General features: G+C 53.4%; 26 protein-coding genes and 1 pseudogene. 6 read left to right on the top strand and 21 right to left on the bottom strand.

The window, feature by feature from the left end; translation table 11 throughout:
• Positions 1–351: 351 nt before the first annotated feature.
• From L1F29_RS29835 to L1F29_RS29855, 5 genes are all read right to left on the bottom strand, one after another.
• Entirely contained in the window at positions 352–1,377 is a 1,026-nt protein-coding gene (locus L1F29_RS29835) for a siderophore ABC transporter substrate-binding protein (RefSeq protein WP_258385642.1), read from the bottom strand.
• 71 nt (positions 1,378–1,448) lie between these two features.
• On the bottom strand, positions 1,449–2,207 hold the full coding sequence (locus tag L1F29_RS29840) for an iron ABC transporter ATP-binding protein (protein WP_258385643.1): 759 nt from the start codon (positions 2,205–2,207) through the stop codon (positions 1,449–1,451).
• Complete coding sequence (locus L1F29_RS29845; RefSeq protein ID WP_258385644.1) at positions 2,204–3,151, bottom strand: iron chelate uptake ABC transporter family permease subunit; 948 nt, start codon at positions 3,149–3,151, stop codon at positions 2,204–2,206. The genes L1F29_RS29840 and L1F29_RS29845 overlap by 4 nt, the downstream gene beginning before the upstream one ends.
• The gene (locus L1F29_RS29850; RefSeq protein WP_258385645.1) at positions 3,141–4,094 is read right to left on the bottom strand and encodes an ABC transporter permease; all 954 of its coding nucleotides are present in this window, start codon (positions 4,092–4,094) and stop codon (positions 3,141–3,143) included. The genes L1F29_RS29845 and L1F29_RS29850 overlap by 11 nt, the downstream gene beginning before the upstream one ends.
• Before the next feature lie 347 nt (positions 4,095–4,441).
• A complete protein-coding gene (locus L1F29_RS29855; protein WP_258385646.1) occupies positions 4,442–4,756 on the bottom strand; it encodes a hypothetical protein in 315 nt (104 codons plus the stop codon).
• Positions 4,757–5,525: 769 nt separating this feature from the next.
• Between L1F29_RS29855 and L1F29_RS29860 the strand changes: the two genes are divergently transcribed.
• The 3 genes from L1F29_RS29860 to L1F29_RS29870 all read left to right on the top strand — a co-directional run bounded on the left by L1F29_RS29860 (position 5,526) and on the right by L1F29_RS29870 (position 9,889).
• A complete protein-coding gene (locus L1F29_RS29860) occupies positions 5,526–6,206 on the top strand; it encodes a response regulator (protein WP_258385647.1) in 681 nt (226 codons plus the stop codon).
• Positions 6,203–7,588, top strand: a complete 1,386-nt coding sequence (locus tag L1F29_RS29865; RefSeq protein WP_258385648.1) for a sensor histidine kinase — start codon at positions 6,203–6,205, stop codon at positions 7,586–7,588. Before L1F29_RS29860 ends, L1F29_RS29865 begins: the two co-directional genes overlap by 4 nt.
• 66 nt (positions 7,589–7,654) lie before the next feature.
• Positions 7,655–9,889 carry an MMPL family transporter gene (locus tag L1F29_RS29870; protein WP_258385649.1) on the top strand — a complete coding sequence of 745 codons (2,235 nt, stop codon included), beginning with the start codon at positions 7,655–7,657 and terminating at the stop codon, positions 9,887–9,889.
• Positions 9,890–9,977: 88 nt separating this feature from the next.
• Here the strand turns inward: L1F29_RS29870 and L1F29_RS29875 are convergent, their stop codons facing one another.
• From L1F29_RS29875 to L1F29_RS29940, 14 genes and pseudogenes are all read right to left on the bottom strand, one after another.
• On the bottom strand, positions 9,978–10,391 hold the full coding sequence (locus tag L1F29_RS29875; RefSeq protein ID WP_258385650.1) for a DUF6843 domain-containing protein: 414 nt from the start codon (positions 10,389–10,391) through the stop codon (positions 9,978–9,980).
• A gap of 179 nt (positions 10,392–10,570) precedes the next feature.
• The gene (locus L1F29_RS29880) at positions 10,571–11,371 is read right to left on the bottom strand and encodes a sugar phosphate isomerase/epimerase family protein (protein WP_258385651.1); all 801 of its coding nucleotides are present in this window, start codon (positions 11,369–11,371) and stop codon (positions 10,571–10,573) included.
• 28 nt (positions 11,372–11,399) lie between these two features.
• On the bottom strand, positions 11,400–12,137 hold the full coding sequence (locus L1F29_RS29885) for a phytanoyl-CoA dioxygenase family protein (protein ID WP_258385652.1): 738 nt from the start codon (positions 12,135–12,137) through the stop codon (positions 11,400–11,402).
• Positions 12,138–12,680: 543 nt separating this feature from the next.
• Positions 12,681–13,562, bottom strand: a complete 882-nt coding sequence (locus L1F29_RS29890) for an ROK family protein (protein WP_258385653.1) — start codon at positions 13,560–13,562, stop codon at positions 12,681–12,683.
• A 79-nt stretch (positions 13,563–13,641) separates the two neighbouring features.
• Positions 13,642–15,039: a glycoside hydrolase family 32 protein gene (locus L1F29_RS29895; RefSeq protein WP_258389854.1), complete on the bottom strand. Its 1,398-nt coding sequence runs from the start codon at positions 15,037–15,039 to the stop codon at positions 13,642–13,644.
• A gap of 320 nt (positions 15,040–15,359) precedes the next feature.
• On the bottom strand, positions 15,360–15,920 hold the full coding sequence (locus L1F29_RS29900; RefSeq protein ID WP_258385654.1) for a DJ-1/PfpI family protein: 561 nt from the start codon (positions 15,918–15,920) through the stop codon (positions 15,360–15,362).
• Between the two features lie 279 nt (positions 15,921–16,199).
• Entirely contained in the window at positions 16,200–16,733 is a 534-nt protein-coding gene (locus tag L1F29_RS29905) for a YfiT family bacillithiol transferase (RefSeq protein WP_258389855.1), read from the bottom strand.
• Positions 16,734–16,823: 90 nt separating this feature from the next.
• Positions 16,824–17,186, bottom strand: a pseudogene (locus tag L1F29_RS34265) (GNAT family N-acetyltransferase); the annotation flags it as partial.
• 14 nt (positions 17,187–17,200) lie between these two features.
• A complete protein-coding gene (locus L1F29_RS29915) occupies positions 17,201–17,608 on the bottom strand; it encodes a hypothetical protein (protein WP_258385655.1) in 408 nt (135 codons plus the stop codon).
• Between the two features lie 34 nt (positions 17,609–17,642).
• Entirely contained in the window at positions 17,643–18,455 is an 813-nt protein-coding gene (locus L1F29_RS29920) for a DUF1361 domain-containing protein (protein WP_258385656.1), read from the bottom strand.
• Between the two features lie 17 nt (positions 18,456–18,472).
• Entirely contained in the window at positions 18,473–19,129 is a 657-nt protein-coding gene (locus L1F29_RS29925; RefSeq protein WP_258385657.1) for a hypothetical protein, read from the bottom strand.
• 382 nt (positions 19,130–19,511) lie between these two features.
• A complete protein-coding gene (locus L1F29_RS29930; protein ID WP_373876452.1) occupies positions 19,512–19,895 on the bottom strand; it encodes an antibiotic biosynthesis monooxygenase family protein in 384 nt (127 codons plus the stop codon).
• A 98-nt stretch (positions 19,896–19,993) separates the two neighbouring features.
• Positions 19,994–20,974, bottom strand: coding sequence for an NAD(P)H-quinone oxidoreductase (locus L1F29_RS29935; protein ID WP_258385658.1), 981 nt, complete (start codon positions 20,972–20,974; stop codon positions 19,994–19,996).
• A gap of 31 nt (positions 20,975–21,005) precedes the next feature.
• A complete protein-coding gene (locus tag L1F29_RS29940) occupies positions 21,006–21,329 on the bottom strand; it encodes a 2Fe-2S iron-sulfur cluster-binding protein (RefSeq protein WP_258385659.1) in 324 nt (107 codons plus the stop codon).
• A 242-nt stretch (positions 21,330–21,571) separates the two neighbouring features.
• Between L1F29_RS29940 and L1F29_RS29945 the strand changes: the two genes are divergently transcribed.
• The 3 genes from L1F29_RS29945 (at position 21,572) to L1F29_RS29955 (ending at position 24,669) form a co-directional block, all read left to right on the top strand.
• A complete protein-coding gene (locus L1F29_RS29945; RefSeq protein WP_258385660.1) occupies positions 21,572–22,111 on the top strand; it encodes a LytA/YqiH family protein in 540 nt (179 codons plus the stop codon).
• Between the two features lie 30 nt (positions 22,112–22,141).
• Positions 22,142–22,930: a DUF3221 domain-containing protein gene (locus L1F29_RS29950; protein ID WP_258385661.1), complete on the top strand. Its 789-nt coding sequence runs from the start codon at positions 22,142–22,144 to the stop codon at positions 22,928–22,930.
• Between the two features lie 131 nt (positions 22,931–23,061).
• Entirely contained in the window at positions 23,062–24,669 is a 1,608-nt protein-coding gene (locus tag L1F29_RS29955) for an alkaline phosphatase family protein (RefSeq protein ID WP_258385662.1), read from the top strand.
• Between the two features lie 119 nt (positions 24,670–24,788).
• On the opposite strand, the gene L1F29_RS29960 is transcribed toward L1F29_RS29955, so the two are convergent.
• Positions 24,789–25,298, bottom strand: coding sequence for a double zinc ribbon domain-containing protein (locus tag L1F29_RS29960; protein WP_258385663.1), 510 nt, complete (start codon positions 25,296–25,298; stop codon positions 24,789–24,791).
• Positions 25,299–25,567: 269 nt separating this feature from the next.
• Positions 25,568–26,182: a YdeI/OmpD-associated family protein gene (locus L1F29_RS29965; protein WP_258385664.1), complete on the bottom strand. Its 615-nt coding sequence runs from the start codon at positions 26,180–26,182 to the stop codon at positions 25,568–25,570.
• Between the last annotated feature and the right edge of the window lie 12 nt (positions 26,183–26,194).

A 26,194-nucleotide genomic window follows, 5' to 3' on the forward strand; every position in this document is an offset into this window, starting at 1 on the left:
GGCAGGAATCAAGTTAGCGTTGTGACCAGGTAACTGTTAACAGTTTTAATTTAGCATGTAGACCTCGATTTGTAAACATGTAAACATGAAATCTCAACTAGTAACGTCTTGCATTAACCAGAGCGCTAGGCAGCGGCGAGAGAAGCTACATTCCCGGCGAGAACAACGACGGACACGCAATGAGGCGCGCACGCTATGTGCTGTACGGGTAAACGCGCGGATTCACGCTTTATAACCATGCATGCGAAGGCGGCGTTTCGACACGTTGCCGGACACACGAAAAAGGGCCGGACCGCCGCTTCCGATTCATACTCGGAGCCTGCAGTCCAGCCCTATTCGACGGCTGATGCCTTAATTAAATGCAGCGTCAACCTCTTTGATCATTTCTGCCATCGACGCCAAACCGCCGCCGGACAGATACCAGTAATCCGCATTCAGGTAAATGATTTTACCGTTCTTGTAGGCATTCGTTTTCTTGATCAGGTCGTTCTCCAGCGTTTTGTTCGCCGTCTCGCCGCCTTCCGCCTCAACGGCCGCGTCACGGTCCACGACGAACAGGTAATCCGGGTTCTTCTCCGCGATATATTCGCTCGTTACGCTGTCGCCATGCGTGGAAGCCTTGATGTTCTCATCGACTGGCGCAACGCCGAACACGTCATGAATGAGGCCAAAACGAGAAGCTTTGCCGTATACGCTGAGCTTGCCGGCATTCGTCAGGACGATCAGGCCTTTCTTGCCGCTGGCTGCTTCCGCGCTTGCCTTGCTGCTCAAGGCCGCGATGGATTCGTCCAGCTTGGCCAACTCGGCTTCGACTTCCGCTTCCTTGCCGAAGATTTGGCCCAGAATCTTCGCATTCTCCGTGTACGACGCTTTGTAGTTCGCGTTGTCTACGCCCATGAAGATCGTCGGAGCGATCTCGTTCAGCTCTTCATAAGCTTCCGAGGTGCGGCCGGAGATGAAGATGACATCCGGCTTGAGCGCATTCACTTTCTCGAAGTCCGGCTCTTTGAGCCCACCGGCATTCTCATAGCTGTCCGCTTTGTATTTCTCAAGGTAGGCTGGAAGCCCGTCCTTCGGAACCGCCGTGACCGGAACGCCCAGCTTGTCGAGCGTATCCAGAACGCCGTTATCGAACACGACAACCTTCTCCGGATTTTGCTTCAGCTTCGCTTCGCCCAACTGATGCTTGATCGTCAATTCAGCCGGTTCTGCCGTTTCCGGCGTTCCCGCTCCCGTGCTGCCATTGCCTTCCGCCGTGTTGCTTGGCGTGTTGTTTGCTGCTTGATCCGCGTTCGAGTTTTTGTCAGTCGCGCCGCAAGCCGACAGAACAACGGCAAGAATGAATGTTAAAAATACAAGTGAAACTTTCTGTTTCATTTCTTTCTCCACCTTTTTTTGAATAATAAATTTATATATTGGCCGGATCCCTCAGGGCGTCCCCCTTGCGATCAAGCAAAATACACGCAAATTTTGTTGCCGTTCACCGTCTCGATATGAATGTCCATGTCATACACTTCTTTCAGCACAGCGGTTTCGATGATGTCGTCGGTGACGCCTTCGCGGATGATCTTGCCGTCCTTGAGCGCGACGATATAGTCGGAATAGCAAGAGGCAAAGTTAATATCGTGAATGACGATGATTACCGTTTTGCCGAGCTCGTCGACCAGCCTGCGGAGCACCTTCATGATTTGGACGGAATGCTTCATGTCCAGATTGTTGAGCGGTTCGTCCAGCAGCACGTATTCCGTATTCTGGGCGATGACCATGGCAATGTAGGCCCGCTGGTTCTGTCCCCCGCTCAATTGATCCAAATATTTGTCCTGCATATCGGTCAGCCCCATGTAGGCAATGGCTTCATCGACATGCTTCCAGTCTTCCTTCGTCAAGCGCCCTTGCGAGTAAGGGAACCTCCCGAAGCTGACCAGCTCCCGGACCGTCAAGCGGACATTGATATGATTGGACTGCTTGAGGATCGATATTTTTTTCGCCAGGTCGCCGCTCTTGCTCTGGGTGACATCGATATCGTCAATTAGCACCTGCCCGTTATCCTTCGCGATGAGCCGGCTTATAATCGACAATAACGTGCTTTTGCCCGCCCCGTTCGGCCCAATGAATGACGTGATTTTCCCCTTCTCGATCTGGACGGAGACGTTATCGATGACTTTCTTGCTCCCGTATTGTTTCGTAACATTACTGACTGCGATCACGATTTGTTCCCCTTCAGTAAGAGATAGATGAAATAGGTACCGCCGATGAAATTGATAATGACCGCCAGTGTCGTAGAGAAGGTAAATACCCGCTCGACGATCAACTGGCCTCCGACCAGAGCTACGACGCTGATCAGCATCGCGCCCGGAATCAGGTAACGGTGCCGGAACGTTTGGATATATTGATACGTGACATTGACGACCAGCAGCCCGAGGAACGTAATCGGACCGACCAGCGCGGTTGAGATGGCAACCAGGATCGATACGACGAGCAGCATGCGTTTGACGACGAAATCGTAAGGAATGCCCAGGTTGACGGCATGATCCTTGCCCAGCGACAGCACATCCAAATATTTGGCATACCGCATGAAATAAGCGACTGTAACGGCTATGGCGGCGATGGAGATCAGAAGCAGCTCGGTATTCACGTTATTGAAGCTGGCGAACATCTTGTTCTGCACGGTAAAAAATTCATTCGGATCGATCAGCATCTGCATGAACGATGCGATGTTCGAAAAGAAGGTGCCGAAGATGATACCGACCAGGAGCAGGTAGTAGATGTTGCTGTCTTCCCGCTTGAACAATATTTTGTACAGCACCCCTGCGAACATCACCATCAATCCGACCGATAGCAGAAAATGCAGGTTCTTGTTCATCATCGTGAGCGTCATCGATCCGAAGAAGTAGACGATCGCCGTCTGAATGAGCATGTAGAGCGAATCGAGGCCAATGATGCTCGGCGTCAGGATCCGGTTATTCGTTATCGTCTGGAACACCAGCGTGGAGAACGCGATCGCGCCGCCCGTCAGCAGGATAGCCAAAATTTTCTTGCCTCTGCGCTCCAGCACGTAGTCCCAATTCCCGCTCGCGTTGATGGTCATAAAGATGATGATGAGCACGACGGCGACGGCGGCAAGAATGCCAATTCTCGATTTATAACCCATATGTCTTTCTCCTCATGAGCAGGTACAGGAAGATGCCGCTTCCGATGACGCCGACGGTAAGTCCGATGGAAATCTCGTAAGGATAGATGACGACCCGTCCCAATATATCGCAAAAGATTAAGAAGGTTGCGCCCAATAAGGCGGTGTGCGGCAAATTCTTCTTCAGATGATCGCCCTGGTAAATCGTGACAATGTTCGGTATGATCAGCCCAAGGAACGGAATGGAGCCGACCGTTAAGATCACGATGGCCGAGACCAGCGATACGATCACAAGACCGATGTTGACGACCGTCCGGTAATTCAGGCCCAGATTGACGGCGAATTCCTCGCCCATGCCGGCGACCGTGAACTTATTGGCGTACAAGTACGCGATAATGACCAGCGGGACGCTTATGTACAACATTTCGTAGCGCCCCTTCAGAATCATGGAGAAGTCGCCGTGGAGCCAGCCGGACAGGCTCTGAATCAGATCATGCTTGTAGGCAAAGAAGGTCGTAATCGAGCCGACGACATTGCCGAACATCAGACCGACGAGCGGAATAAAGATCGAGTCCTTGTACTTTACGCGTTCCAATATTTTCATGAAGACGAACGTCCCCGCCAGCGCGAATAGAAACGCGACGGATATTTTCATCAGCGGTGTTGCCGATGCGAACATGATTATCGCGACGAGCAGCCCCAGACTGGCCGAATCCATCGTGCCTGCCGTTGTCGGCGATACGAACTTGTTCCGGCTGAGCTGCTGCATGATTAGACCGACGACGCTCATGCTGACGCCGGCGATAATGAGACTGATGAGCCGTGGGAAGCGGCTGATCAGCAAGAATTGGATTTGCTCATCGGTTAAGCTGAACAGATCCAGAGGCGAAATATCCTTCACGCCGATAAACACGGAGCACACCGATAACACAATGAGCGCCGCCCATAGATAGCTCGTTTTCATGATTCGACCTACAGTTCTTTGGGTTAGTATGATGGTAGTGATAATCATTATCACTTATTTTATATTACGGATTTTTTTATTCGCTTGAATGGATAATTCTATTTTCATCATGGACTTTTCGATCCTTCGAACAGGCTTGTCACATAATGGTAACGACCCGAAAGGTTGGGCTAAACAAATTCATCGTTCTTATTCGAGCCTGCATGCGGCAGTGATACTTGGTAACACTGCATAAAGTGGCGGACAAGAACACGAAGAAGAAACCCGGGCGTCCTCGATCAGACGCGGGTTTCTCGAAACTTCAGCGTTTACGATTATAACTCTCTAATCATTGATAATGCACAAAACTATTTGATCCCATACTTATTCGCGAATTTGCTGACAATGCTTCTCCAATGCTCATGCTCGAAACAGCTTTGAACATCGGATAAGTCGATATAAGCCCCGTTCATGAGCTTTTGCACCATGATCTCGGCGACAAGAGCTTCTTTCTTATAAGAATCGGAGAAGCATTCTTCGGCGTCGATGTTCATTTTCGCATTGATTCCTTCGATCATTCCGGCATATACGGTGTTATCCTTCCCGATCAATGTCCCTATGCCTGCTAATTGTTCGATTCCGGTTTTAATGTCCTTCGCATCAATTTTTCCGTTAAAATTCACGATCGTCTCGCCTCCGTTTAATATATTGTCGACCGTGGTCTCCAATATGGCTGCCAAATCAAGAAGGAGCAGCGTATCGGGCAGCGTTTCGCCCCGTTCCCACTTGGAAACGGCTTGTTACGAAATATTCAGCCGTTCACCCAACTGATTTTGCGTAATCTTTTTTCTTTTGCGCAGCTCTTGTATATACAATCCGATCTTTGTGGTATCCATTTCGCAGCGGTCTCCTATTGAATTGATTAGAACCGGTTCTTATTCGTATCATAAGCGAAGATTCCGCGGCCAACAATAACGGGATCGTTGATCGATCGGCAGGTTACACTCAACGGCAGGTTGAGCTAGTGGATCGGCGCTAAGGAGAGTAACCGGCTAATATAATGGAGCTCTCAGCTCCGACGGCATCTAAAATCTGCGCGATTCATTGAGCAGCCAAGTGTACGGACATCAGATTCGTTATTTTGCCGACTTCGGCCGATTTGCGGTAGCTAGCGGACATCAGATCCGCTATATGCATTCGACTCATCCATTAAGCCGATGTTTATGCTCATATAAAGGCTCTCATGTCCGCAACACTCACGAAATGCACCTGAGTGTTACCATAAGGGCTCTCATGTCCGTTAGCATCTAGATTCTGCGATTCTAGATGATTGATTGGAACAACGGTTGGGGCAGCCTCTTAGCCGCCTCCGATACACTTGGAACGCATCCGCCCCGTATGATAAACTTTCAATAATCGACACATTAACGGGCAGAGGAGCGTGCATGGAGGATGAGAATGAACGTATTGATTGCCGATGACGACCCGTCGATCCGGACCTTGCTTCGCCTTGTCTTGACCAAGGAGGGCTACGACGTGCTGGAAGCGGCGGACGGCAAGCAGGCGGCCCGGCTCATGGAGACCGAGCGGATCCACCTCGCCGTCGTCGATGTGATGATGCCGGCGATGAACGGTCTTGAGCTGTGCCGGGAGATCCGCGCCCATTACGACATCCCTGTGATGATGCTGACCGCCAAGGGCGGATTGGAGGATAAGGAGAAGGGATTCTTGTCCGGAACGGACGACTATATGGTCAAGCCCTTCGAGCCGAAGGAGCTTCTCTTCCGGATTCAAGCGCTGCTGCGCCGGTACCGCCTCGTATCGGCCGATACGATCCGTCTCGGGTCCGTCACCATAAACCGCCAAAGCTACGAGGTGAAGCGCGGTACGGACACGGTCGCGATGCCGCTGCGGGAATTCGAGCTGCTGACGCAGCTGGCCAGCAATCCCGGGCGAATCTATACCCGCGAACAGCTCATCGAGCTGGTGTGGGGAGCCGACTTCGAGGGCGACAGCCGGACGGTCGACGTACATATCAAGCGATTGCGGGAGAAGTTCGCCGGAGACGAGAATGACTTTGTCATTACGACGATTCGGGGCTTGGGCTACAAGCTTGAGGTGAAAGACCAATGAAGACGTTATACGTGCGCATTGTGGTCACGTTTATCGGCATTGCTATCATTAGCTGCATCATTGGCCTCTTGCTGACCAACTTCTATTATCAAGAAGCGCTCCACACGAAGAGCCAGCAAAAAGTATGGAATGCCGGCCAAACGATCCGCACGATGCTTGAGCAAAATCCGAGCAGCGATAGCTCCGCTTATCTAGCGCAGGTCGCTTCGCTGGGCTATCAAATTTATTATGTCGACGACCAGCTGCAAGGAACTTCATATGGCGCGCCTTTCAAGCATGGCTCGCTCAGCTCCTCCGTCATTCAATCCGTCCTGGACGGCACCGTCTACAAAGGGATGGAGGAAGAGAATCACCGGTTCATGCTGCTGGCCTTCTTCGAGAACAGTCTCCGCAATACGGTGGGTCTCCCTCTCGTGACTGCGGAAGGCGAGAAGCGCGCCCTGTTCGTAAAGCCGGATCTGGAGCAGCAGATCGGCGAGGTCCGGTTGATTGTGGCCGTCCTCTTCATCGGAACGTTCGTCATCAGCCTGGTGCTTATCGTCATTCTCAGCCGTTATATCGTCAGGCCTGTGAAGGCGCTCACGAACGCAACCAAGCAAATCGTCGAGGGCCGCTTCGACGTCGCGCTGGACGTGTCGCGCAAGGACGAGATCGGCGATCTGGCGCACCATTTCACCAAGATGACGCAGTCCATCAAACAGCTGGACGAAATGAGGCAGGAATTCGTCGCCAACGTCTCGCATGAGCTGCAGTCCCCGCTCACATCCATACGCGGGCTGGCCCAGGCATCGTTAGATAGCGGAGCTCCGCAGGAAGAGACCGAGAACAATCTGCGGATCATTGAACGCGAAAGCCGGCGCCTGTCGGAGCTGAGCAAACAGCTGCTCACGCTCGCCACGCTGGATAAAGAAAACCAGGCGCTCCGGATTGCAAGCTATCAGCTGGATGAGCAGCTTCGTCAAATCATCATCATGCAGGAATGGCAGTGGTCGAAGAAGGAGATGGAGCTTCAGCTCGACCTGCCCGAAACCTGGATTTCCGGCGATGCGCATCTGCTCTACGAGGTTTGGCTCAATTTAATTACGAACGCGATCAAATTCTCCGGGACAGGCGATACATTAAGCGTTCAGATCGAATCCGCGGACGACGATACGACTTGCGTCCATATATCGGATACCGGCGCAGGCATACCCGAATCCGAGATGCCGCATCTATTCCAGCGTTTTTATAAAGCGGACAAAGCTAGAGACCGTACCGCATCCGGCAGCGGTCTCGGTCTTGCGATCGCGCACAAAATCGTTACGATGCACGGCGGGCAAATTATCGCCCGCAGCGAATACAATGTCGGATCCACGTTCACCGTCGTCCTTCCCCGCTTGTAATCTTCCGTTCATGGTCCATTCATACTTCTGTCCGATAATTTCATCAGAAATTACGGATAGGAGGTTATGGGCGGTATGGTCCCGATATTCTCGAACAAAATCGTTCATTTTGTATCCAGCCCTAGAGGAGCCAAGATTACGATCCTCTTCTGGGCGCTGCTCATCCTTGTTCTGACCGCAACAGCGCCGACAGCCAAGCAATATGCCGTGAATGCAGGTGAGGGCCACATCCGGGACAGCAATCCTTCCGCGGTAACGAAACAGCTGATGGAAGAGCACTTCCCTTCTTCCGAGGGTATGGCCGCTCTGCTAGTTTTCCATAGCGGGGACGCTATAGCCGGCGATGAGGAGGCGAAGCTCGAATCGTTCAGCGAGTGGCTCGCTTCCGATAAGAAGCCCTCTTCGATCGCAAGCGCCGTCCCCTTCCATGCTATGCCTGCGGCGGCCCGCGATCAGATGATCTCCGATGACCGCTCGACCGTTCTGCTAACGGTCAACTTTCAAGAGGGGCTCTCATCCGAAGGAGTCATGGACGCGCTCGATGAGGTACAGGTCTACTGGGACGAGCACGGCTCCGAGCGGCTTCAGCTGGAGATGACGGGGCCGGCAGCCATCGCCGCCGATACCTTGACCCTGTTCCGCAACGCGGACTTCGTGCTGATGATCGCTACTGTCTTGCTGATTCTCGTGCTGCTGATCGTCATCTACCGTTCGCCTCTTCTTGCCGTATTCCCGCTTATCATAGCGGGGATGGTCTACATGGCCGTCGACCGGATTATCGGCTTGTCCGGCGAATCCGGCCTGTTCGATATCGATAAGCAGTCGCTGTCGATCATGATGATTCTGCTCTTTGCCGTCATAACCGATTATTGTTTGTTCGTATTCTCAAGGTACCGCGAAGCGCTAGCCGATCACGATTCGAAATACACGGCGATGAGGCAGGCGATGACACATGTCATGGAGCCGATTCTATTCAGCGGCGGGACGGTATTCATCGCGATGCTGGCCCTGTTCGCCTCGGTATTTAAGCCCTATCACGGCTTCGCACCCGTATTCTCCATCGCCGTCGCCGTCATTCTATTCGCCGGGCTGACCTTGATCCCGGCCCTGTTCGCCTTAGTCGGCCGCAGAGCCTTTTGGCCCTTCATGCCAAAGGCCGGTAAACGGGCAGCCCGTGTTGGAATCCCGGTCTGGGAGAAGGTCGGCACCTTCGTAACAAGCAAGCCAAAGCTGACGCTGCTGCTGCTCGGATTGCCGTTAGTTTTGTTATCGTTCAATGCGCTGAGTACCCACTATTCCTTTAACCTGATGAAATCATTCCCGCCCGATACGCCTTCCCGCGTCGGCTTCGAGCTGCTTGAAGAGCAGTTTCCGCCTGGGGAGCTGGCGCCTGTCACCGTCATCTTGCAATCCGACAAGCCATTTCAGGCAGACGCGTCCCTTGAAGAGAAGCTCGGGCGCCTGAAGGAACAGCTGAACGCATACGGCGAGCTCGATTCCATCATGCCCGATCCTGCGCGGCTGGATGTTATGGGAATGGACAGTCTACTGTCGGAAAATAAACAGATATTAACCTTCAAAGCGATCTTGAAGGTCAATCCCTATGAGAAGGAAGCGCTGGATCTCGTGGAACGGTGGCAGGACGACAGCGGTGCGATTCTCAATGAGAGCGGGTTTGATTCGGTGCGCGATTCTCTCCACTTCGGGGGCCAGACAGCCGAGCAGCTGGACGTTCGGACGATGAACCAGCGCGATACGATCGTTATTTTCACCTTGATTGCCATCTTTATCACGGCTATTCTCGGGCTTCAAACCCGATCCATCCGATTGCCCGTGTATATGATGCTGACGATTTTATTATCTTATGCGGCGACGATCGGTCTAACCTGGTTCGTGTTTCATTCCCTGCTGGATTACGACTCATTCAGCTATCGCATACCGGTCTATACGTTCGTATTCATGGTCGCATTGGGCGTGGATTACAATATTATGCTGGTGTCCCGGATCAAAGAAGAGGCACGCAAGCATCCATGGCGTGATGCGGTAAGGCGTGGTGTGACGTCTACAGGCGGGGTCATATCATCGGCGGGTATTATCCTGGCCGCCACATTCGGCGTACTCATCACCCAGCCGATACAGGAATTGTTCCTATTCGGGTTCGCGATGGCGGCGGGCATTATTATCGATACCTTTCTAGTACGGGGCATGCTGCTGCCAGCTCTGATGACAGTTGGATTTAAGAATCGGAAGATGCATGAAAGCCGCGTCATTCCCCGTGGGCAAGATTCGATGTTCAGGTGAAAATAAAAACTCCCTTCCATGCGTGAAGGGAGTTTTTCATGTTTGCACTCATCGTATTACCGGTCATTCCAATCCATCCTTCAAATAATCATGACCCGTTAACTTGAAAGTCTTCTCCGCATGCCGAGCGGGTGACTTCGATTTCCGTATGAGGGATGCTCTTTCCATCGAACTCACTCCCTCCGGTGCCTCTTGCGTTCACACACAAGGGATCGATTTCCGTCCGGTTGCCTTCCTCGTCCACATAGTAGTACTGGTCAATAACCGTACCATAATCAAACGTGGGGGTAGAGGTTTCAGCCTTTCCGCTTTCGTTAACATGAATGACGTCATACTCTCCTTCTCTCTGGAGCTGCGGAGCGCCATCGATATTGTAATTGACCCTAATAATGCCTTCGTAGCCTTCAGGGATGAGATACAGATCGTAGGTGCCTCTATTATATTTGGACCCGCAGCCGGTCGTTAGGGCCAACAGCAGAACAATAACGAGCATACTCTTCATGGATCGATCTTCCTCTCTAGAAAACAGATGCTTCCGAACCACATCCATGAGCCGCCAACTGTGAAAGACAGCTATATCTATGTTTCGCGCGTCGGCTGCACTGGAACAAGCTAATCTTGCCATGCATGCCTAACAGCCGCAAGGACATATGTCCCTGCGGCTGTTGATTTCCTGCTCGATTACATCCATTCCTTGAACGTGTGGCGAATCCGGTTCGCCATCCACTCGTTCACTTCCCACAAATCGGCCACCGGCTGATTCGTGAAAGGAAGCGTCGGCATGTAGCCCGGCGGTCCGAACTCCGGCGTAACGGTTGCATAGGCGGCTCCCGATGCAGCCCGCTGCTTGAAGATTTCCGTCCACCAGCCTTCGAAGGCCTTCAGCTCGCCTGCATACTCAGGCGCACCCGGATGCGGTACCTGAGGTCCTTCGGCGTATCCGACCCGCGCATGGACATGAATCGCACGCTCGAACGCCAGGCGCATATGCTCCTCCTGATCCTCCAGCAGCGACTCGCAGACACAGCACCAATGGCTGAAGTCCGCCGCGATCTTGAGGTCCGGCAAATCCCGCAGCAGCGCAGACGTCGTCCAAGGCGTGAACATCGCCCTGAACCGATGCGTCTCGTGTCCGACCGGAATGCCGACTTCGCGCTCCACATCCAAAGCGCGCGAGAAAAATTCCAGCTGCCGATCATACGGCATGCTGTCCCTCGCGCTATGCGACACGATAAGCTGCGGTTGAAATTCGGCAGCCCGGCGTACCTGGCTCGCGAACGACTCCGCATGCTCGCCGGCGGTAACCACCTGCGCTATATAATCGAGGCCATGCAGCTTCAGCAATTCCTTGAATTCTTTCTCTTGCTCTACGCCCGGGAGAGGGGCTTCGACGCCGCTGAAGCCCGCGGCAGCCGCACGCGACAGCTGCTGAGCGTACGTGCCCTCCATTCCCCATAGCGCCTTAACGATCTTGATCTTCACCGTTGCTAACCTCCTGCGATTGCCTTGCTTATACGTTTACAAACGGACTGCCTGCGATGTCCTTGCCGCGGGCCAGCCAAACTTTGAAGCCAGGGTTCTTCTCCGGAATGACTTTGGCTTCGGTCGAGAAGTAACGCATCGTATAACCACACCGGCGATTCGGACTCGTATTGGGCTTCGCGCCATGAATAATACGGGAGTCATGCAGGGAGCATTCGCCGCGCTCCAGCTCGAAGGAAACGGCTTTGGATTCGTCCACGTTCTTGATCTGCGTTGCGAACAGATTCATACGGGCATCGACGTTCTCATAATCGGAGAAGCCATTGTTATGCGTTCCGGGTATGACGCGCATGCAGCCGTTCTCATCCGAGCTGCGGTCGATCGCAAGCCAGACGGTAATGATTTTGTCGAACGAGCTGAGACGCCCGCTCCAGTATGCGGAATCCTCGTGCCAAGGGGTGGAACGTCCCACATAAGGGTCTTTACAGATGAAATGGCTGGACCACAAGCCGATATTCGGACCGATGATCGGCTCCACCAGATCGAGAACCTCGTCTGCAAGCAGATACTCCAGCAACCTCTCGTCGCGGAAATGCGGCGTATCAAGCTCATCCGACAGCTTGCTGCCCTTCAGCGCCAGCTGCTCCTCGAAAATATTTGTTAACGCATTCATTTTCTCCGGGCTGAACAGTTGTTTCTTATGGAGCAAGTACCCGTTTTCTTGATAATAGCGAACTTCTTCAGTAGATAACACGGACGTTGTCATCGTTCCAAATGACCTCCTTGAGTCGGTTTTCATATTCTAAAGATCATTGTAAGCTGAACGACGCTTCCGCTACTTCTCCTTTACTCCGAAAAAGTATGCATATCTTCCGATTCTCGATTATTGCTGCTGGGAGTACGCACGACCCGCATAGATTGGATAAATGAATAATCCCGGGGAAATGCTGCTCCTGACAAAAAGTGGGGGATTATTAATGCCAAATCAAAAAAATGGTTGTAGAAACAGATGGTGATCCAAAAACAGCTTATGAAGCTACCACTGTTCATGAGCGAACAGGCTTTATAATTGACGATACGGAGCAGTCAGGTAAAGAAAACAAGAGACAATCCGGTGAGCCAGCTAATTAAATCGTGCATAACCCATAACCAGTCGATAGATGCTCTGGCTGTAGTCGGAGAACTCGAACGATTTACCGATGCCGCGGCTGCACTAAAAACTAAAAAAGTCGCAGCTATGCGACTTTTTAGGATGTATGTTCTTCTTAACACACAGAGGCCTATACCTCTGGAAACGATGTCAGCAATCTTATTGACCTTGCCGGGCAGCCGCCAAGCCAAGCGCCAAAGCGCCGCACAAGCCGGCGTTATCGCCCAGACCCGGAGGAACGATATACGTATCGATCTCCTCCAAGACCGCCTTCGCGCTGACATACCCATTCAAGTTCTTCTTCACTTCGGCATGAATCATCGGGAACAGCTGCATCTGATGCATAACGCCCCCGCCCAAAATAATCTTCTTCGGCGACAGCATCAGTATCGCGTTCGAAAGCGCCTGTCCGATATAGAACGCCTCGATCGGCCAAGCCGGATGATCCACCCCAAGCTCGCTGCCCTTCACATTCCATCTCTTCTCCAGCGACGGTCCCGCAGCCATGCCTTCCAAGCAATCGCCGTGATAAGGGCATACGCCTGCAAAATGATCCTCCGGATGCCGCTTCGTCAGGACATGGCCGCCTTCCGGGTGAACAAGACCGTGAACCATCTTGCCCTCTGCGTACACACCAACGCCTACGCCGGTACCGATTGTATAATACAGACAGCTATCAAGCCCTTGGGCCGCGCCCCAGGTCGCTTCGCCGTACGCCGCGGCGTTCACGTCCGTATCCCATCCGAACGGAACGTCGAACGCTTCCTTAAGTTTCCCCAGCAGCGGATAGTTCGACCATCCCGGCTTCGGCGTCGTGGTCACGTGACCATACGCCGGACTGGACGGATCGATATCGATAGGGCCGAACGAGCCGACTCCGATGGCCTCGACGCCTTTATCCCGGAAGTAGGCGATGACATTATTCGTGGTCTGTTCCGGCATCTCGGTCGGAAAGCTCACCCGGTCCTCTATGATTCCTTCTTCATTGCCGATGCCGCAGACGAATTTCGTACCGCCGGCCTCAATTGCTCCAATACGCATGACTTGCTCCTCCAACTCTTATGATTCTCTATTTCTTATGCCTGCCACCATTGTGAACGACTTTGAGCCATTTGAAAAGTTAAATCGACCGAAGACGATAAATTTCCATAGAAATCAGCTCCGCAGCGCCTCCCCGCGTGTAAATCTCCAGCCCGGTGTCGCTCGTATCCGGGAAGATCAAATCTGTAATCACCGCTTCACCGTCGCCCGCAAAGACTTCAATCGAAGATTTGTCCACCCAAATATGGAGCTTCAGCCGGTCGCGGGTTCCTCCCAGCTTAACCGTATGCCTGCCCGGGAATTTCTCGTGGAAAGCCGTATCTCCTGATCGGGATCGGTCGACGAACAGCTCCTGTTCCTGCCTTACGTACCCGACAATCGTCTCATGCTTCTCCGAGACGCGAAGCTTAAATCCAATCTCCTCCGCCGTCCCCGGCGCAAACTCCGCTATAATCTCACAGCTATCCAGCGCCAGCTCCGGTATCCGGTAGAAGCCGTCTCCGATTGTGATCGGGCTTTGCGTCCAGCCCGGGGACCGCAGAGAGGCCAGCTCCTTGACCGGCTGCTGGTGCAGGGTCAATTCGCCGCTCACACGCTTCAGCGCAAGAACGCGCGGGATGGTCATCGCGCTTCTCCAGCCCTCGGTCGGCGTTGCATGCGCGTAATGAAAATTACTCATCCAGCCGATGTAGATCCGGCGGCCGTCCTCCTTCGGCACATCCGACCAGCTGACGCCGGCATAGTTGTCCCGGCCGTAATCCAGCCAGCGGACCTCCCCGGAAGGCTGGTCATTCGTAAACGTCGTACCGTCGAATTCTCCGATAAAATACTGCGTCCGGGCGCCGAATTCCGCTCCCCCGCTGCTAACGAGCATCACCCACTTCGTACTGCCCGCCTCTCCGTCGATCGGCAGCTCGAATAGATCAGGGCACTCCCAGACGCCTTCGTGGAAGCCCTCGCCCTGCCCGAATTCACTGGCGAATGTCCAATGAATGAGATCGGGAGAGTGGTACAGCGTTACGATATGTCCGGTCGCGAGAATCATCACCCACCGGCTTGTCCGGTCATGCCAGAATACCTTAGGATCGCGGTAATCCAGATGACGCGGATCCTCCAATACCGGATTGCCGGCATATTTCGTCCAGCTCCGGCCCGAATCGCTGCTGTATGCCAAGCTTTGGCGCTGCCGCTGTAGGCCTGTTACCGGATCCTCGTCATGATGGGTAAAGATGGCGACCAGCCCGGATTTCCCGCCAAACAGCCCGGTCGTATCGTTCCAATCGACCACCGCGCTGCCGGAGAAGATCGTGCCGTGCTCGTCCGGTGCCAGCGCGATCTCGCGATGCTCCCAATGCACCATATCCGGACTGACTGCATGTCCCCAGTGCATAGGCCCCCACGTCATCCCATTAGGATGGTGCTGGTAGAACAAGTGGTACTCTCCATTATAAAAGACCAAGCCGTTCGGATCGTTCATCCAATTCTGCGGTGGCGTAAAATGAAAATTAGGTCTGTATGTATCCGGTTTCAACGATAATCTCCTCCTACAAGATAAGTAAACCCTTACTTCAAGAGAAACATTACATATATCCGTGCTTACAACAGGCTGCATTCATTACCCTTTCATATTATCATTTTTGAACATGCGTTGATATTCTCTTCATCACAATATTTTGAAAAGAAGTGCGGGGAGCCGAAGCAGCCATTCCTGCCTGTTGATAATCGGAAACCCGCGCGTGAATAACAGGAAATAACCGCCGAAGCATCGCCCCGGCGGTCCTATTCCCGCATAGCTTATTAAGCTTTGACCAATTTCAGAAACTCGCGCATGAAGCCGGGGAGATCCGGCCAAGCGTGGCCTGTGACCAGCTTTCCGTCAACATGCAGCGTATCCGGGGCATAGCGGGCTCCGAGCTTCTCGACGTCGAGGCGGCAGGCCGTGTAAGCCGTCATCGTGCGTCCTTCGAAGTAGCTCGTATCCGTCAGTGCGGCGAAGATTTGGGCGGCATGGCATATCGCTCCGACCGGCTTGTCCGCCTCCAGGAAGTGACCCAGGATGCGCGGCACCTCCGCATGGGTGCGGATATATTCCGGCGCCCGGCCGCCAGGGATAATTAACCCGTCATATTCAGACGGATCGACATCGGCAAAGGCGACATGCGCGGGGAGCAGATGCCCCAGCTTCTCGGTATAAGTCTCCCAGCCTTCTACGAAATCATGAACGACCGTATGAAGCACCTTTTTCGCCGGCGCGGCAATTACCGCCTCATACCCTTCCTCCAATAGACGGTAATAGGGATAGTATACCTCCAGCACTTCAACGGCGTCCCCGGTTAACAGCAATATTTTCTTAGTCAATTCCGTTCACTCCCTTACGCACATAGTTTTGGTCTGCATACGTACATTACCCGTTCGGCCCGGGACATGAACGCTCGCGTCCGCAGCCAGCAAGAGAATAACACAAACAGGCCGATGGAAGAATCCTTCCATTGGCCTGACGGCAATGCATCCAAATCCCTATAAGCTTAGGCGAACTGCCCGTTCATTCTTGCACGTTACGACAGCGCATCGCGGGGACCGCCATAAAGCGGCAGCGGCGCTTAGCCTCATGCGCATTGCGTCAAGACTCAGCCGGGCCTACCAGCCCATATGCTCCCGCAAGACTCGAATATGCGCTACATGATGGTTGCCATGCCAGGCATATACGCCTAAGACGTATGCCAGCTTATTCGTTTGCCTGGATTCCGGATGGAAGAACGTCCGTTCATATTCTTCAGCGGGAAGCGAGCGGAGCAGATATGTCCAGCGCTGGTGAAGAGAATCGAGGAGCTGCAGCGACGGCTGGACCGGCAGCTGCCGGCTGTCCTCCAGCTCAGCCCACTTAGCCTCCTCATACGGCTTGACCGTCGGGTTCGCTTCCGTCAAGGCGAGCTTAAAGCGGATCATGCTGTTCATGTGGCTGTCCGCCATATGATGCACGACCTGCCTAACCGTCCAGCCGCCGTCCCGGTAAGGCGTATCCAGCTGCATGTCGCTCAAGCCTTCGACGGCCATGCGAAGCTTAACCGGCAGCGATTCGATCTCTCGGATCCACACGGCCCGCTGCTCGGCCGAAACTTCGCCTTCATGCTTGAAGTGTCCGATCGGATAGGAAGCGTTCCCGCTCCCGATGCTCTTCTCAAAGCATACGCTCGACTCGCAGCCGGTATATTCCCCATACCGGACAATCTCGCAGAAGCCATGCTTGCGATAGAAGCGGATGGCCTCCGGCTGCTCCCATCCGGCCTCCAGGCGCAGCGTGCGGTATCCCCGCTCCGCCGCTTCCTTCTCCAGGAAGCGGATGATCCGGGCAGCGATGCCGCGGTTGCGGTACGCTGGCTCGACATAGAACCGCTTCAGCTCCGCGCTCGAGTCATCCAGCTGGCGTATAGCCCCGCACCCGACGGGCCGATCCCCGTCATAAGCGACGACAAACGTCACTTCTTGGACCGCCGGATCGGTGAAATCCAGCCCGAAGATTTCCTCCGCCGGGTAACGGTTCAACAGATCGCGGTCAAGCTGTTCAACCAGCAGCTGCAGATCCGGATTCAACGGTTCTGCCAGAACAAGCCGATACTCATTCACGGGCTTTCATCTCCTTATCGTTGCTTGCCTTCATGAAATACTTGATAGATCACATAATTGCTCGTCCACATTTCGCTCTCTACAATCCGCTGCCGGCCTTCCGCATCCTGAAATAGGTAACCGGCTCCCAGCTGTTCGGTAAACCCCCAGCCGCGATGCTCCATCTCGGCAATAAGATGCTTGCCGCCATCGCCTTGATTGCCATGGAAACCGAGCCATTCCGACTTCTCGTCGGCGAGCACCGGATTTAAACCGCTGCGGCTGTCATGAACCGCCCGCAGAACCTCTTTCTTCGATATCCCTTCCATGCCGATGGGCAAGGGCGGATAGTAGCTTTTACTATTATAAATGAATACGCCGGCCGCGGCGATAAGGAGGAGCAGGACGGCTCCCGCCCATGTTAGCTTCGCATATCTCTTCATAGCCGCTCCTTCTCTAAGGGAAGTCGCCCTCCCTCTAGTTCTTGCTCACCCGCAGGTGCGTGATCGCGATCAGAACGCAATAGCTCAGCAGCAAGCAGGCGAAGATGATCTTGGTGAACGCCAGAATGTGCAGCAGCTGCTCCCGCTCCATGAGCCTCGTGAACAAATCCGTCAGCAGCACTTGCGGTCTGGTCAGGACATCCCAGCTATTCCACCGGATAAAGCGCCCGATATAGATTCCGTAGCTGGCCAGCAGCAGCACCGTTACAGCGAATATCCAGCCGACTGCCCGCCCGTACAGCTCCTTCACCAGCTCCTGCACGGAGAACAACGTATAGAAGCTGAGCAGGAGCCCGATGACCGCCGCAGTGAAGAATAGCATCAGATGGTGCCAGAACTCGATTTCGAATATAAACGGCATACCTGCCTCCGGCTTATAGTGGACGAAGGGGTGGAGGATATCGGTTACCAAATACGCCGAATTAGGATAGAAGAACAGCCACAGCAGCACAACCGGGATGACGGCCAGCAGCCGCGCTCCCCGCTTCATATTCATGCCGAGAACTAGCCAATCCAGTATAAGCGCAAAACCGACCGGCACCCATGCGAGAAACATATCCCAATTTAAATATAAGTAAATGGTTCTGCCCGTATATTCCCGCAAGTAGGCCCCCAGGCCAAGACAGAAAAGCGTGGAAATAAACAGCAACGTCAATACGATGAGCTTCATCCGGTTCGTGCCAAGCTTCTGCAGCAGCAGCGGAAATCGCCTCCCAAGGACGGATATGCCTATAAGACGACGGTAATATGCAAAAAGTTCCCAAGTCCCCTCCCTGCCCTCGCTCACCCGTTCACCGAACCGTGCTAGCTTTCTATGCCATACCTTTTCTTCTCGCCATTGACTTCGATTTCAATGCCGATCTCGTTCGACCAGCCGGAGAAGCCGGTTCCTTCCGACAGCTTGCCCTTAAATGCCGCGCCGACACCAACCTTCTGATGAGGAGGAAGCGTAATCGTCATCGGCTCGAACTCGATCTTGGCTGTACCGCGTATCAGATAATGCCTGACCGTTACATCCTTCTCCTTCCCATAGTTGATCAGCGTAACGGTGCAGTCCGCTTTCACATTCGCTTCTTCCGATTGATAGCTGCATTGGCTGTTCTTCTTGGAATAATCGACGGAGGAAATGGAACCCGAGTTGTACTTAAGCAGAATCATTGCATTCTCGGTCACGAACGGAAACAGAAACACGAATGCGATACAGCTCAGTATGATCCGACTCCGTATTTTGGGAAACCGGACTTGATAGAACTTCACCGCGCCGATGCAACCGGCAACAATGGCAAGCAGTCCGACATTAACCGAAATATGCAGCCCCGAATCGTACTCGGCATTGGTCCACGGCGGTATTCCAACCGCTCTGAATATACTGTCTCCGAAAGAATAGCCGAGGTGAGTGTTGGATATAAGCAGCAGACCGATCAGAATGAGAACGAAAAATAGAGCTTCTTTTCTACGCATGACATCTCTCCTTAGTTACGCTTGAGCAGCTCCTGAAGGATATCCCGCAGCCGTACTTGATATAACATCATATCTTATCGTAGAACGGCGTTATGGCGGAGGCAACTTTTTATCTTTGGTGCGATCGCTGCTCCATCCTCGTTTACGGACTTTACTTCCAAAGGTTTCCTCGATCGACGATCGTCCGGGCTCCGATCTTCAACCGATTCGTGCAGCCCAGGGCCCGATCTTATTAAGGATAACAAAGAAGATCCCTTGCAGACAGAACGCTGGCCCGCAAGAGGATCACTTTATTCAAAGTGTCCGTCTTGAGGGTAACCGTTCATCCGGAGGGATCTTGTTCTCCTATTGGATCTATATAGTGCCTTGAACCATACGTTGGTTAGCTCTGCTCCTCTGCTTTCGCCAGAGGATGCTTAGCCGCTTTCACGTCCAGACGCTCGACAACCGTGCTGATGACGAAGTCCGGCGGCTGTTGATTCCGGCTGTTGCGATGCCCTTCGATATGCGCCGGGCTCTTCTCCCATCTCTTCCAGGCTTCTTCCGACTCCCATCGAACCATGACGACGACCTGCTCCTCCTCGTCATTCCTGCGGCCTTTCTTGGCGCTTACGGTCAAATCGATAAAGCCCTCGATTTCCGTCATCGGTCCGCCGGGCTGGCTGAAACGCTCGATCACCTTGTCTGAGTAACCCGCCTTGACGGTAATTGTTCTCATCTGAATAAGTATGCGAATCTCCTCCTCCAATCGAACTTGCTGCCGCAACCATTCTTATCCATTATATTGATAACGATTCTCATTGTCAATTATTAAAAAGAGTGAGAAGAGCGGCTGCGATGCCCGACCGCTTCTCACTCCGTCCATTAACTGTGGACGCGAAGAATGATTTTGCCCGTGTTCTTGTTCTGCTCCATATAATCATGCGCTTCGCCGGCTTGTTCCCAATCCCATACCGAGTCTATGACCGGCTTCAGGCGGCCGTCCTCGAAGCGGGGCATGGCGAAGGCCGCGAACAGCTGCGTAAGACGAATTTTGTCCTTGGGAGATCTGGAGCGCAACGCGGTTCCAATGACCTGCTGCCTGCGTCTTAGCAGCAGCCCCAAATCCATCTCATTGACGATGCTTCCACCCATCGTCCCGACGATAATAAGGCGGCCGTCCATTGCCAGCGACTCCAGGTTCTGCTCCCAATACGGGGCGCCGATAAAATCCAGGATGATGTCCGCGCCCTGGCCCCCTGTGGCTTCCTTGACCCGGGGAGCGAACGGGCCTGCTTTATAATCGATGGCAAGACTTGCTCCCAGCTCCAGACAGGCGCTGCGTTTCGCTTCGCTACCAGCCGTCACGATCGATGCGGCACCGGCTTCTCGGACAAGCTGGATCGCAGTCGTGCCTACCCCGCTTGCGCCGGCATGAATGAGCACGGTTTGGCCTTGAGCAAGCCCTCCGAGCTGGAAGAGATTCAGATAGGCGGTTAGAAAGACTTCGGGGATGGCCGCCGCTTCCTCGAATGAGAAGGAAGCGGGGATGCGGATCGCCATCCCGGCAGGAATGCTCACACGCTCTGCATATCCGCCCCCTGGAAGAAGAGCGCATACGCGGTCGCCCGGCTGCCAGCCGGTTACATTCGCGCCGACCTTCTCGACCACGCCGGCCATCTCAAGGCCGAGAATGTCCGAGGCCCCCCTCGGAGGCGGGTAGAGCCCCCGCTTCTGGAGAAGGTCTGCCCGGTTAAGCGCGGTCGCATGGACGCGTACGAGCAGATCTTCATCGGAATGCACAGGGTCGTCGGCTTCGCCAATCGAAAGACGTTTCGTGTGCTCATCGACAAGTACGGCCTTCATCTTGATGCCTCCTTTTCCTGTATGACTAGGATTAATCCTCAGGCCGGTTGCCCGGCTCCATGCCGGATTCGGAAGCGGTCATGACCGGCTTCACAGTGAGGTCGGTATGTACGCGGATCTGGCAGGAGAGGCGGATGTTCAGCTCCGTTATCCCTTTCTTCTCCCGAACAGCTTCTTCCCCTTCGCCGATCGGGCCTGCATCTCCTTCCAGGATCTCGACACGGCAGGTCGTACATCTGGCATGGCCGCCGCAGCGGTGCAGGATGTCCACTCCATTGTCCTCAAGGGTCAGCACCAGCTTCTTGCCTGCTTCTACTTCAAACGAACCTCTTCCTTCAACTTGAACCGTTGGCATAATCATAACCCCCATTATTAAGTAGATGACCCATTCTGCGGTTTATGAAACATCAAGCAGTAATCTTTCCAATCCTGCCCCATTACTCCGCAGCTTAACTAATCATGGGTTATCAGGGGCAGTCTAGCAGAATAAGGGACATTGTTCAAGTTTACGGACTCAATACGGCATTATGGGGCAATAACGGATATCGATGCAACTTTTTCCGGTTTGAATCGTCATTAGAATTGGAGGTGTTCAACATGAAGAACAAACGATTTGGGGTTATGAGTTTAATGATGATGCTGGTCTTGACGCTTGCGCTCACGGCATGCACGAAGGACGAAGCGCCGAAGAACAACGCGGGTAATGACAAGACTAACGGAGCATCGAACGGCGTAGAAGAACCCGGCGTGCCTAACGACGAAAAACCGGATGGCGATACCGGCAATGATGGAAAGGAAGAGCCTACGGAGAATCCTAAGGAGAATTCTAATGAGAATTCTAAAGAGAATCCGAAGGAAGACCCGGATAATAACGCGAAGGACGACCCGAAGGACGCTGCGAAAACAGCGAAACAGGGCACCGGCATATATAAAGGGCAGATGGACTCCCATTCCATCGAAATTGAAACCGCGGACGGCCCGACCCCATTCCAGCTTGCCGACGGCATGGAAGCCGTACTGGAGAAGCTGACGGAGGAAGATCCTGTTACGTTCGAGTATGTCGAGAAGGCTATTGAAGGCGACGATACGGTCAAGCAGCTTGTGCTCACGAAACTGGAGAAGGCCGCATCGAAATAATATTGTGACCTGAAGGGGGGTGCGATACCGATGAGAACCGTCCGTTTATCTATTCTCATGGTTCTGGTCGTCGCGATCTTGGCCGCGTGCGGAGCAAAGGAAACCAAGGTCAAGAACGACAATCCGGGACCCGATACAACGGCAGCCGGTGATGGCACAACCACGGCGCAGGAGACGCAGCCGGCGGCCGACCCGGAATCGGTCAAGTCCTACCTGAAGGAAGCAAACTTGACCAACGGGGATATCTACTTGGATGGAAGCATCGTACATGTCAACATTGTCGGCCTCACGGCTGAAATTACGTCCGGGTTCGAGAAGAAATTCGATCCGTCGACGTTCCGGCTGCATGACGTGCGCTTCTCCATTGAGGAGCTGACCCATGCACAAGATGCGCTGCATGATCATGAGTTTTACAAGAAGCTCAATCTATACAGCTCATCCATTGATGTCATCAATAATCAAGTTACGATTACGATGCCGGATGATGCGGCGGACAAGGTGGAAGAGATCGAGAAGGTCGTGAACAAAGACCTGATCGACTATGACTTTGTGGCGCTAGGCGAGCCGCATATCGTCGGAAGCATCGCCGAAGTGGACGCCAAGAGCAAACGTATTCTCGTGCACGAAGACGGCGAAGAGAATCCGAACCTGTGGTTTTCATTCAATGAATATTCCAAGCTAACCAGGGAAGACGGCGGTAATCTTTCCTTCAGTGAGTTCAAGAAGGGTCAGCGCGTTAAAGCTTGGACGACCGGGATGATTCAGGATTCATTCCCCGCTCAAGGCACTGCGCGCAAGGTTATCCTATTGGCAGAATAGTTGCCCGTAACGTGCTTCTTCCCCTAATATCTTTCAACACTGACCGGCGGATTGCGATCCGCCGGTTTTTTGTTTGCTTAAAACAGGTCTTCTTTACACAAACTGTAAGAAACCAGAAAGGAGAGATTCACTTGCGCCGCATCTCAGTTACATGGATACTGATTCTGCTTCTTCTCGTCATGAATTCCGCTTGCAGCCGGAATGAAACGAAACCGAAGGAGCAGGACCTCAACGCCTTGAAATCGAAATCGGAAACGAGGCTTGGAACGCCTGCGAAGAAGGTGATTCTTATTGTCGCGGATTCCTTAATGAGCCGCTCGGTTGAGAAAGGCGCTGCGGACAATAAGCTCCCCGCGTTTCAGTTTCTGATGAAGCACGGCCGTTATTACAACGATGTTGTGAGCTCCTTCCCGACCATGTCGGTCACGATTGACAGCACCCTGCTTACCGGCGAATACCCGGACGGCCATCATGTTCCGGGTCTAACCTGGTATTCCGCCCAAGAACGCAAGGTCGTCAATTACGGGACCGGCCCGACCGAAATCCTTCGTCAAGGGATGAATCAGGTGCTGGCTAATGCACTCATCCATCTGAACAGTTCCCACTTGAATCCGAATACACCGACGATATACGAACAATTAGCCAAGCGAGGGAGAACGACGGGTTCGATCAATGGTCTAATCTATAGAGGGAATGCGGATCACACGCTATCGATACCTAAGTGGCTTGATTGGCCTTCTTCGCTGCCCGCCGAAATAAAAGTGAAGGGGCCAGATTTTATGGCATTCGGCGCCCTTTCCAATCCGATGACGGACCGGCTTCAGCTGCCGGTCGGTCCGACACAGAAACTGGGCTTCAACGATGACTATGCGGTGAAGGTCTTGAATGAATTAATCAGGAGCGATTCATTGCCTGATTTCATGTATGTGTATTTACCGGATCTCGATCAGAAGCTGCACCGCAACGGCCCTGATGAATTTGAGGGGGTCGTCAAGACCGACCGGCAGCTGCAGTCCATTCTGCAGGCATTCGGCTCTCCTGAGGAAGCGCTAAAGAAGGCCGTTATTATCATTGTCGGGGACAGCGGCGTCAGTCAGATTCTGCCCTCGCGCGACAATCCCGTCGTCGATTTGCCCAAGCTGCTGCAGAATTATGAGGTGCTGCGAACCGGTGAGACAGTCACGGAACAGACGGATATCGTGCTGGCCGTCAATGAAACGATGAGCTACGTGTACAAGCTGCATACAGAGGATCGATTTGAGGCCATTGCGGATGTGCTTAAGACAGAGCCTAGACTGGATCTGATCGCATGGAAGGAGGGCGAATGGGTGAAGGTGGTTCAGGCCGGTACGTCCAAGGAATTGAAGTTTAGCGCTGCCGGCCCGATCAAGGATCGATATCGACAATCGTGGACCGTAGAAGGCGATCATCAAGTATTGGATCTGCGAGTCGATACGGCTGCCCACAGGGTAGATTATGACCGGTATCCGGATGGGCTTCGCCGTCTGTGGGGCGCCCTTCATTCCCACAAATCCGATTACCTGGTCGTTACGGTCAAGCCAGGCTACGAAATGACCGACCTTAGCTCGCCCAACCATAAGGGCGGCGGCGGGCATGGCTCTCTTGAACGAACGGAGTCGCTGGTTCCGCTGCTCATTGCCGGCACGGACAGACAACCGGCCTACTTGCGACTGAAGGACTTGCAGCCCTATCTGATCAGGCTGCTGTCGGAACGTTGAACCTGGGCCCGCCGGCGGTCCAGATAAGAGAAACGCATCATGCCTTGGCGGCATGATGCGTTTCGTGTTTCCAACCTGCCCATTCATATACTACTCCCGATTCACATTCGGGAATGGGTTCACGGCTTCGTACGGTCTCCCTGAGCGGATCCGCATGCCATACAGAAGCGGGAGTCGCTCTCCATCTCCGCGCGGCAGACTACGCACACTTTGCTCTCCTGCTCAGTTTCGGTTTCCGGGGCGGCCTCTGGTTCGGTCATTTGCAGATGTTCATGCTCTTCGAAACGATGTCCGCAGCCGTTACAAAACTTGGACGCATAGGGGACTGTATTGCTGCAGCCCGGGCAATGCTTCTCGTTCTTAATTTCGCTAATCTTCATTTCCAGGGAAATGATCTCCCTCTGGAGATGCAGAATCTCTTGGCTTATGCTGTCGATCTGCGGCTCTGCAGCAGCCAGATCGGTATTCCGGTACGCGTCGAAAACGAACTGTCCCATCTGTGTCAGACATCTGTCGATCTCTTTGCGCTTTGTAGATATTTGACTGTTAAGACGAGTTACCTCGACGGTTTGCTGGGCCATATCGGCGGCTTTTGTAGCCCCTTGTTTAATTTTGTCAAAAATGCCCATTGAAACTCCCCCTCTGTTCAAGTGGATGTATTCAAAAATAAAGAGCACCTTCGCATGAGGAGGTGCTTCCTGCTCACTGGATATGTAAAAATTCACCCTAATTATTTACGAACCCACCCCAGAAGTCAACAATATAATTGCCGATTCAACATTTTTTTAGCAAGTACCGGAAATAAGGACCTCGTGCGGCAATGGGCATAAAGGATGGAAGCATGCAGTCAACGGGTCCAAAAGACATCTACCATCCTTTATCCTGCTTTGCCAGACGATCACTCCGGCTTCTTCGACCATGTCTGGCTCTTGATCTTCCGCTCATTCGCAGAGTCCTCGATAAGCTCAGCCAGCCGTTTGCGCCGCGTCTCTTCCCTCTTGGCACTGACGATGAGCCAGATCGCCGCCTTCCGGTACGAAGCCGGCATAGACTGAAAGAATCTCCACGCTTTCTCGTTCGCCCGAAACTGTTCTTCCTCCGAATCCGATAATTGCACGTCATTCTTCTGCTCGTGGGAATAAATCGCCGACTTCTCTGCCTTGCGCTGCTCGAACGCGCGCATGCCTTCCGGGCGCATCCGCCCTTCCGCCTCCAGCTCCGCTACGCGCTGAATATTGACCGCGCTCCAGATGCTGCTCGGTTTGCGGGACGTAAACCGAATCGTGTAACTATATGCGTCGATCCCTTTGCGTATGCCATCAATCCAGCCGAGACATAGCGCCTCGTCGACGGATTCCGGCCAGGTCATGCTGGGTCGGCCAGTGCCCTTCTTATAATAGCCCACCCAGCAATCGTCCGCCTCCTGATGATGCTTCTCCAGCCATTCCCGGAATTCCGCCGGATTCGCGAAAAATATCGGATGCACGGACTGTTTGTTCCACATTAGCGTCATCGCTCATTCTCC

Origin of the sequence: Paenibacillus spongiae (genome assembly GCF_024734895.1) — a bacterium.
Taxonomy (GTDB): domain Bacteria; phylum Bacillota; class Bacilli; order Paenibacillales; family Paenibacillaceae; genus Paenibacillus_Z; species Paenibacillus_Z spongiae.

Coding starts and splice junctions, on each gene's coding strand:
- L1F29_RS29835 (WP_258385642.1), bottom strand. CDS start 1,377: ATGAAACAGAAAGTTTCACTTGTATTTTTAACATTCATTCTTGCCGTT.
- L1F29_RS29845 (WP_258385644.1), bottom strand. CDS start 3,151: ATGGGTTATAAATCGAGAATTGGCATTCTTGCCGCCGTCGCCGTCGTG.
- L1F29_RS29850 (WP_258385645.1), bottom strand. CDS start 4,094: ATGAAAACGAGCTATCTATGGGCGGCGCTCATTGTGTTATCGGTGTGC.
- L1F29_RS29860 (WP_258385647.1), top strand. CDS start 5,526: ATGAGAATGAACGTATTGATTGCCGATGACGACCCGTCGATCCGGACC.
- L1F29_RS29865 (WP_258385648.1), top strand. CDS start 6,203: ATGAAGACGTTATACGTGCGCATTGTGGTCACGTTTATCGGCATTGCT.
- L1F29_RS29870 (WP_258385649.1), top strand. CDS start 7,655: ATGGGCGGTATGGTCCCGATATTCTCGAACAAAATCGTTCATTTTGTA.
- L1F29_RS29875 (WP_258385650.1), bottom strand. CDS start 10,391: ATGAAGAGTATGCTCGTTATTGTTCTGCTGTTGGCCCTAACGACCGGC.
- L1F29_RS29885 (WP_258385652.1), bottom strand. CDS start 12,137: ATGACAACGTCCGTGTTATCTACTGAAGAAGTTCGCTATTATCAAGAA.
- L1F29_RS29890 (WP_258385653.1), bottom strand. CDS start 13,562: ATGCGTATTGGAGCAATTGAGGCCGGCGGTACGAAATTCGTCTGCGGC.
- L1F29_RS29895 (WP_258389854.1), bottom strand. CDS start 15,039: ATGAACGATCCGAACGGCTTGGTCTTTTATAATGGAGAGTACCACTTG.
- L1F29_RS29915 (WP_258385655.1), bottom strand. CDS start 17,608: ATGAAGAGATATGCGAAGCTAACATGGGCGGGAGCCGTCCTGCTCCTC.
- L1F29_RS29925 (WP_258385657.1), bottom strand. CDS start 19,129: ATGCGTAGAAAAGAAGCTCTATTTTTCGTTCTCATTCTGATCGGTCTG.
- L1F29_RS29935 (WP_258385658.1), bottom strand. CDS start 20,974: ATGAAGGCCGTACTTGTCGATGAGCACACGAAACGTCTTTCGATTGGC.
- L1F29_RS29940 (WP_258385659.1), bottom strand. CDS start 21,329: ATGCCAACGGTTCAAGTTGAAGGAAGAGGTTCGTTTGAAGTAGAAGCA.
- L1F29_RS29945 (WP_258385660.1), top strand. CDS start 21,572: ATGAAGAACAAACGATTTGGGGTTATGAGTTTAATGATGATGCTGGTC.
- L1F29_RS29950 (WP_258385661.1), top strand. CDS start 22,142: ATGAGAACCGTCCGTTTATCTATTCTCATGGTTCTGGTCGTCGCGATC.
- L1F29_RS29960 (WP_258385663.1), bottom strand. CDS start 25,298: ATGGGCATTTTTGACAAAATTAAACAAGGGGCTACAAAAGCCGCCGAT.
- L1F29_RS29965 (WP_258385664.1), bottom strand. CDS start 26,182: ATGACGCTAATGTGGAACAAACAGTCCGTGCATCCGATATTTTTCGCG.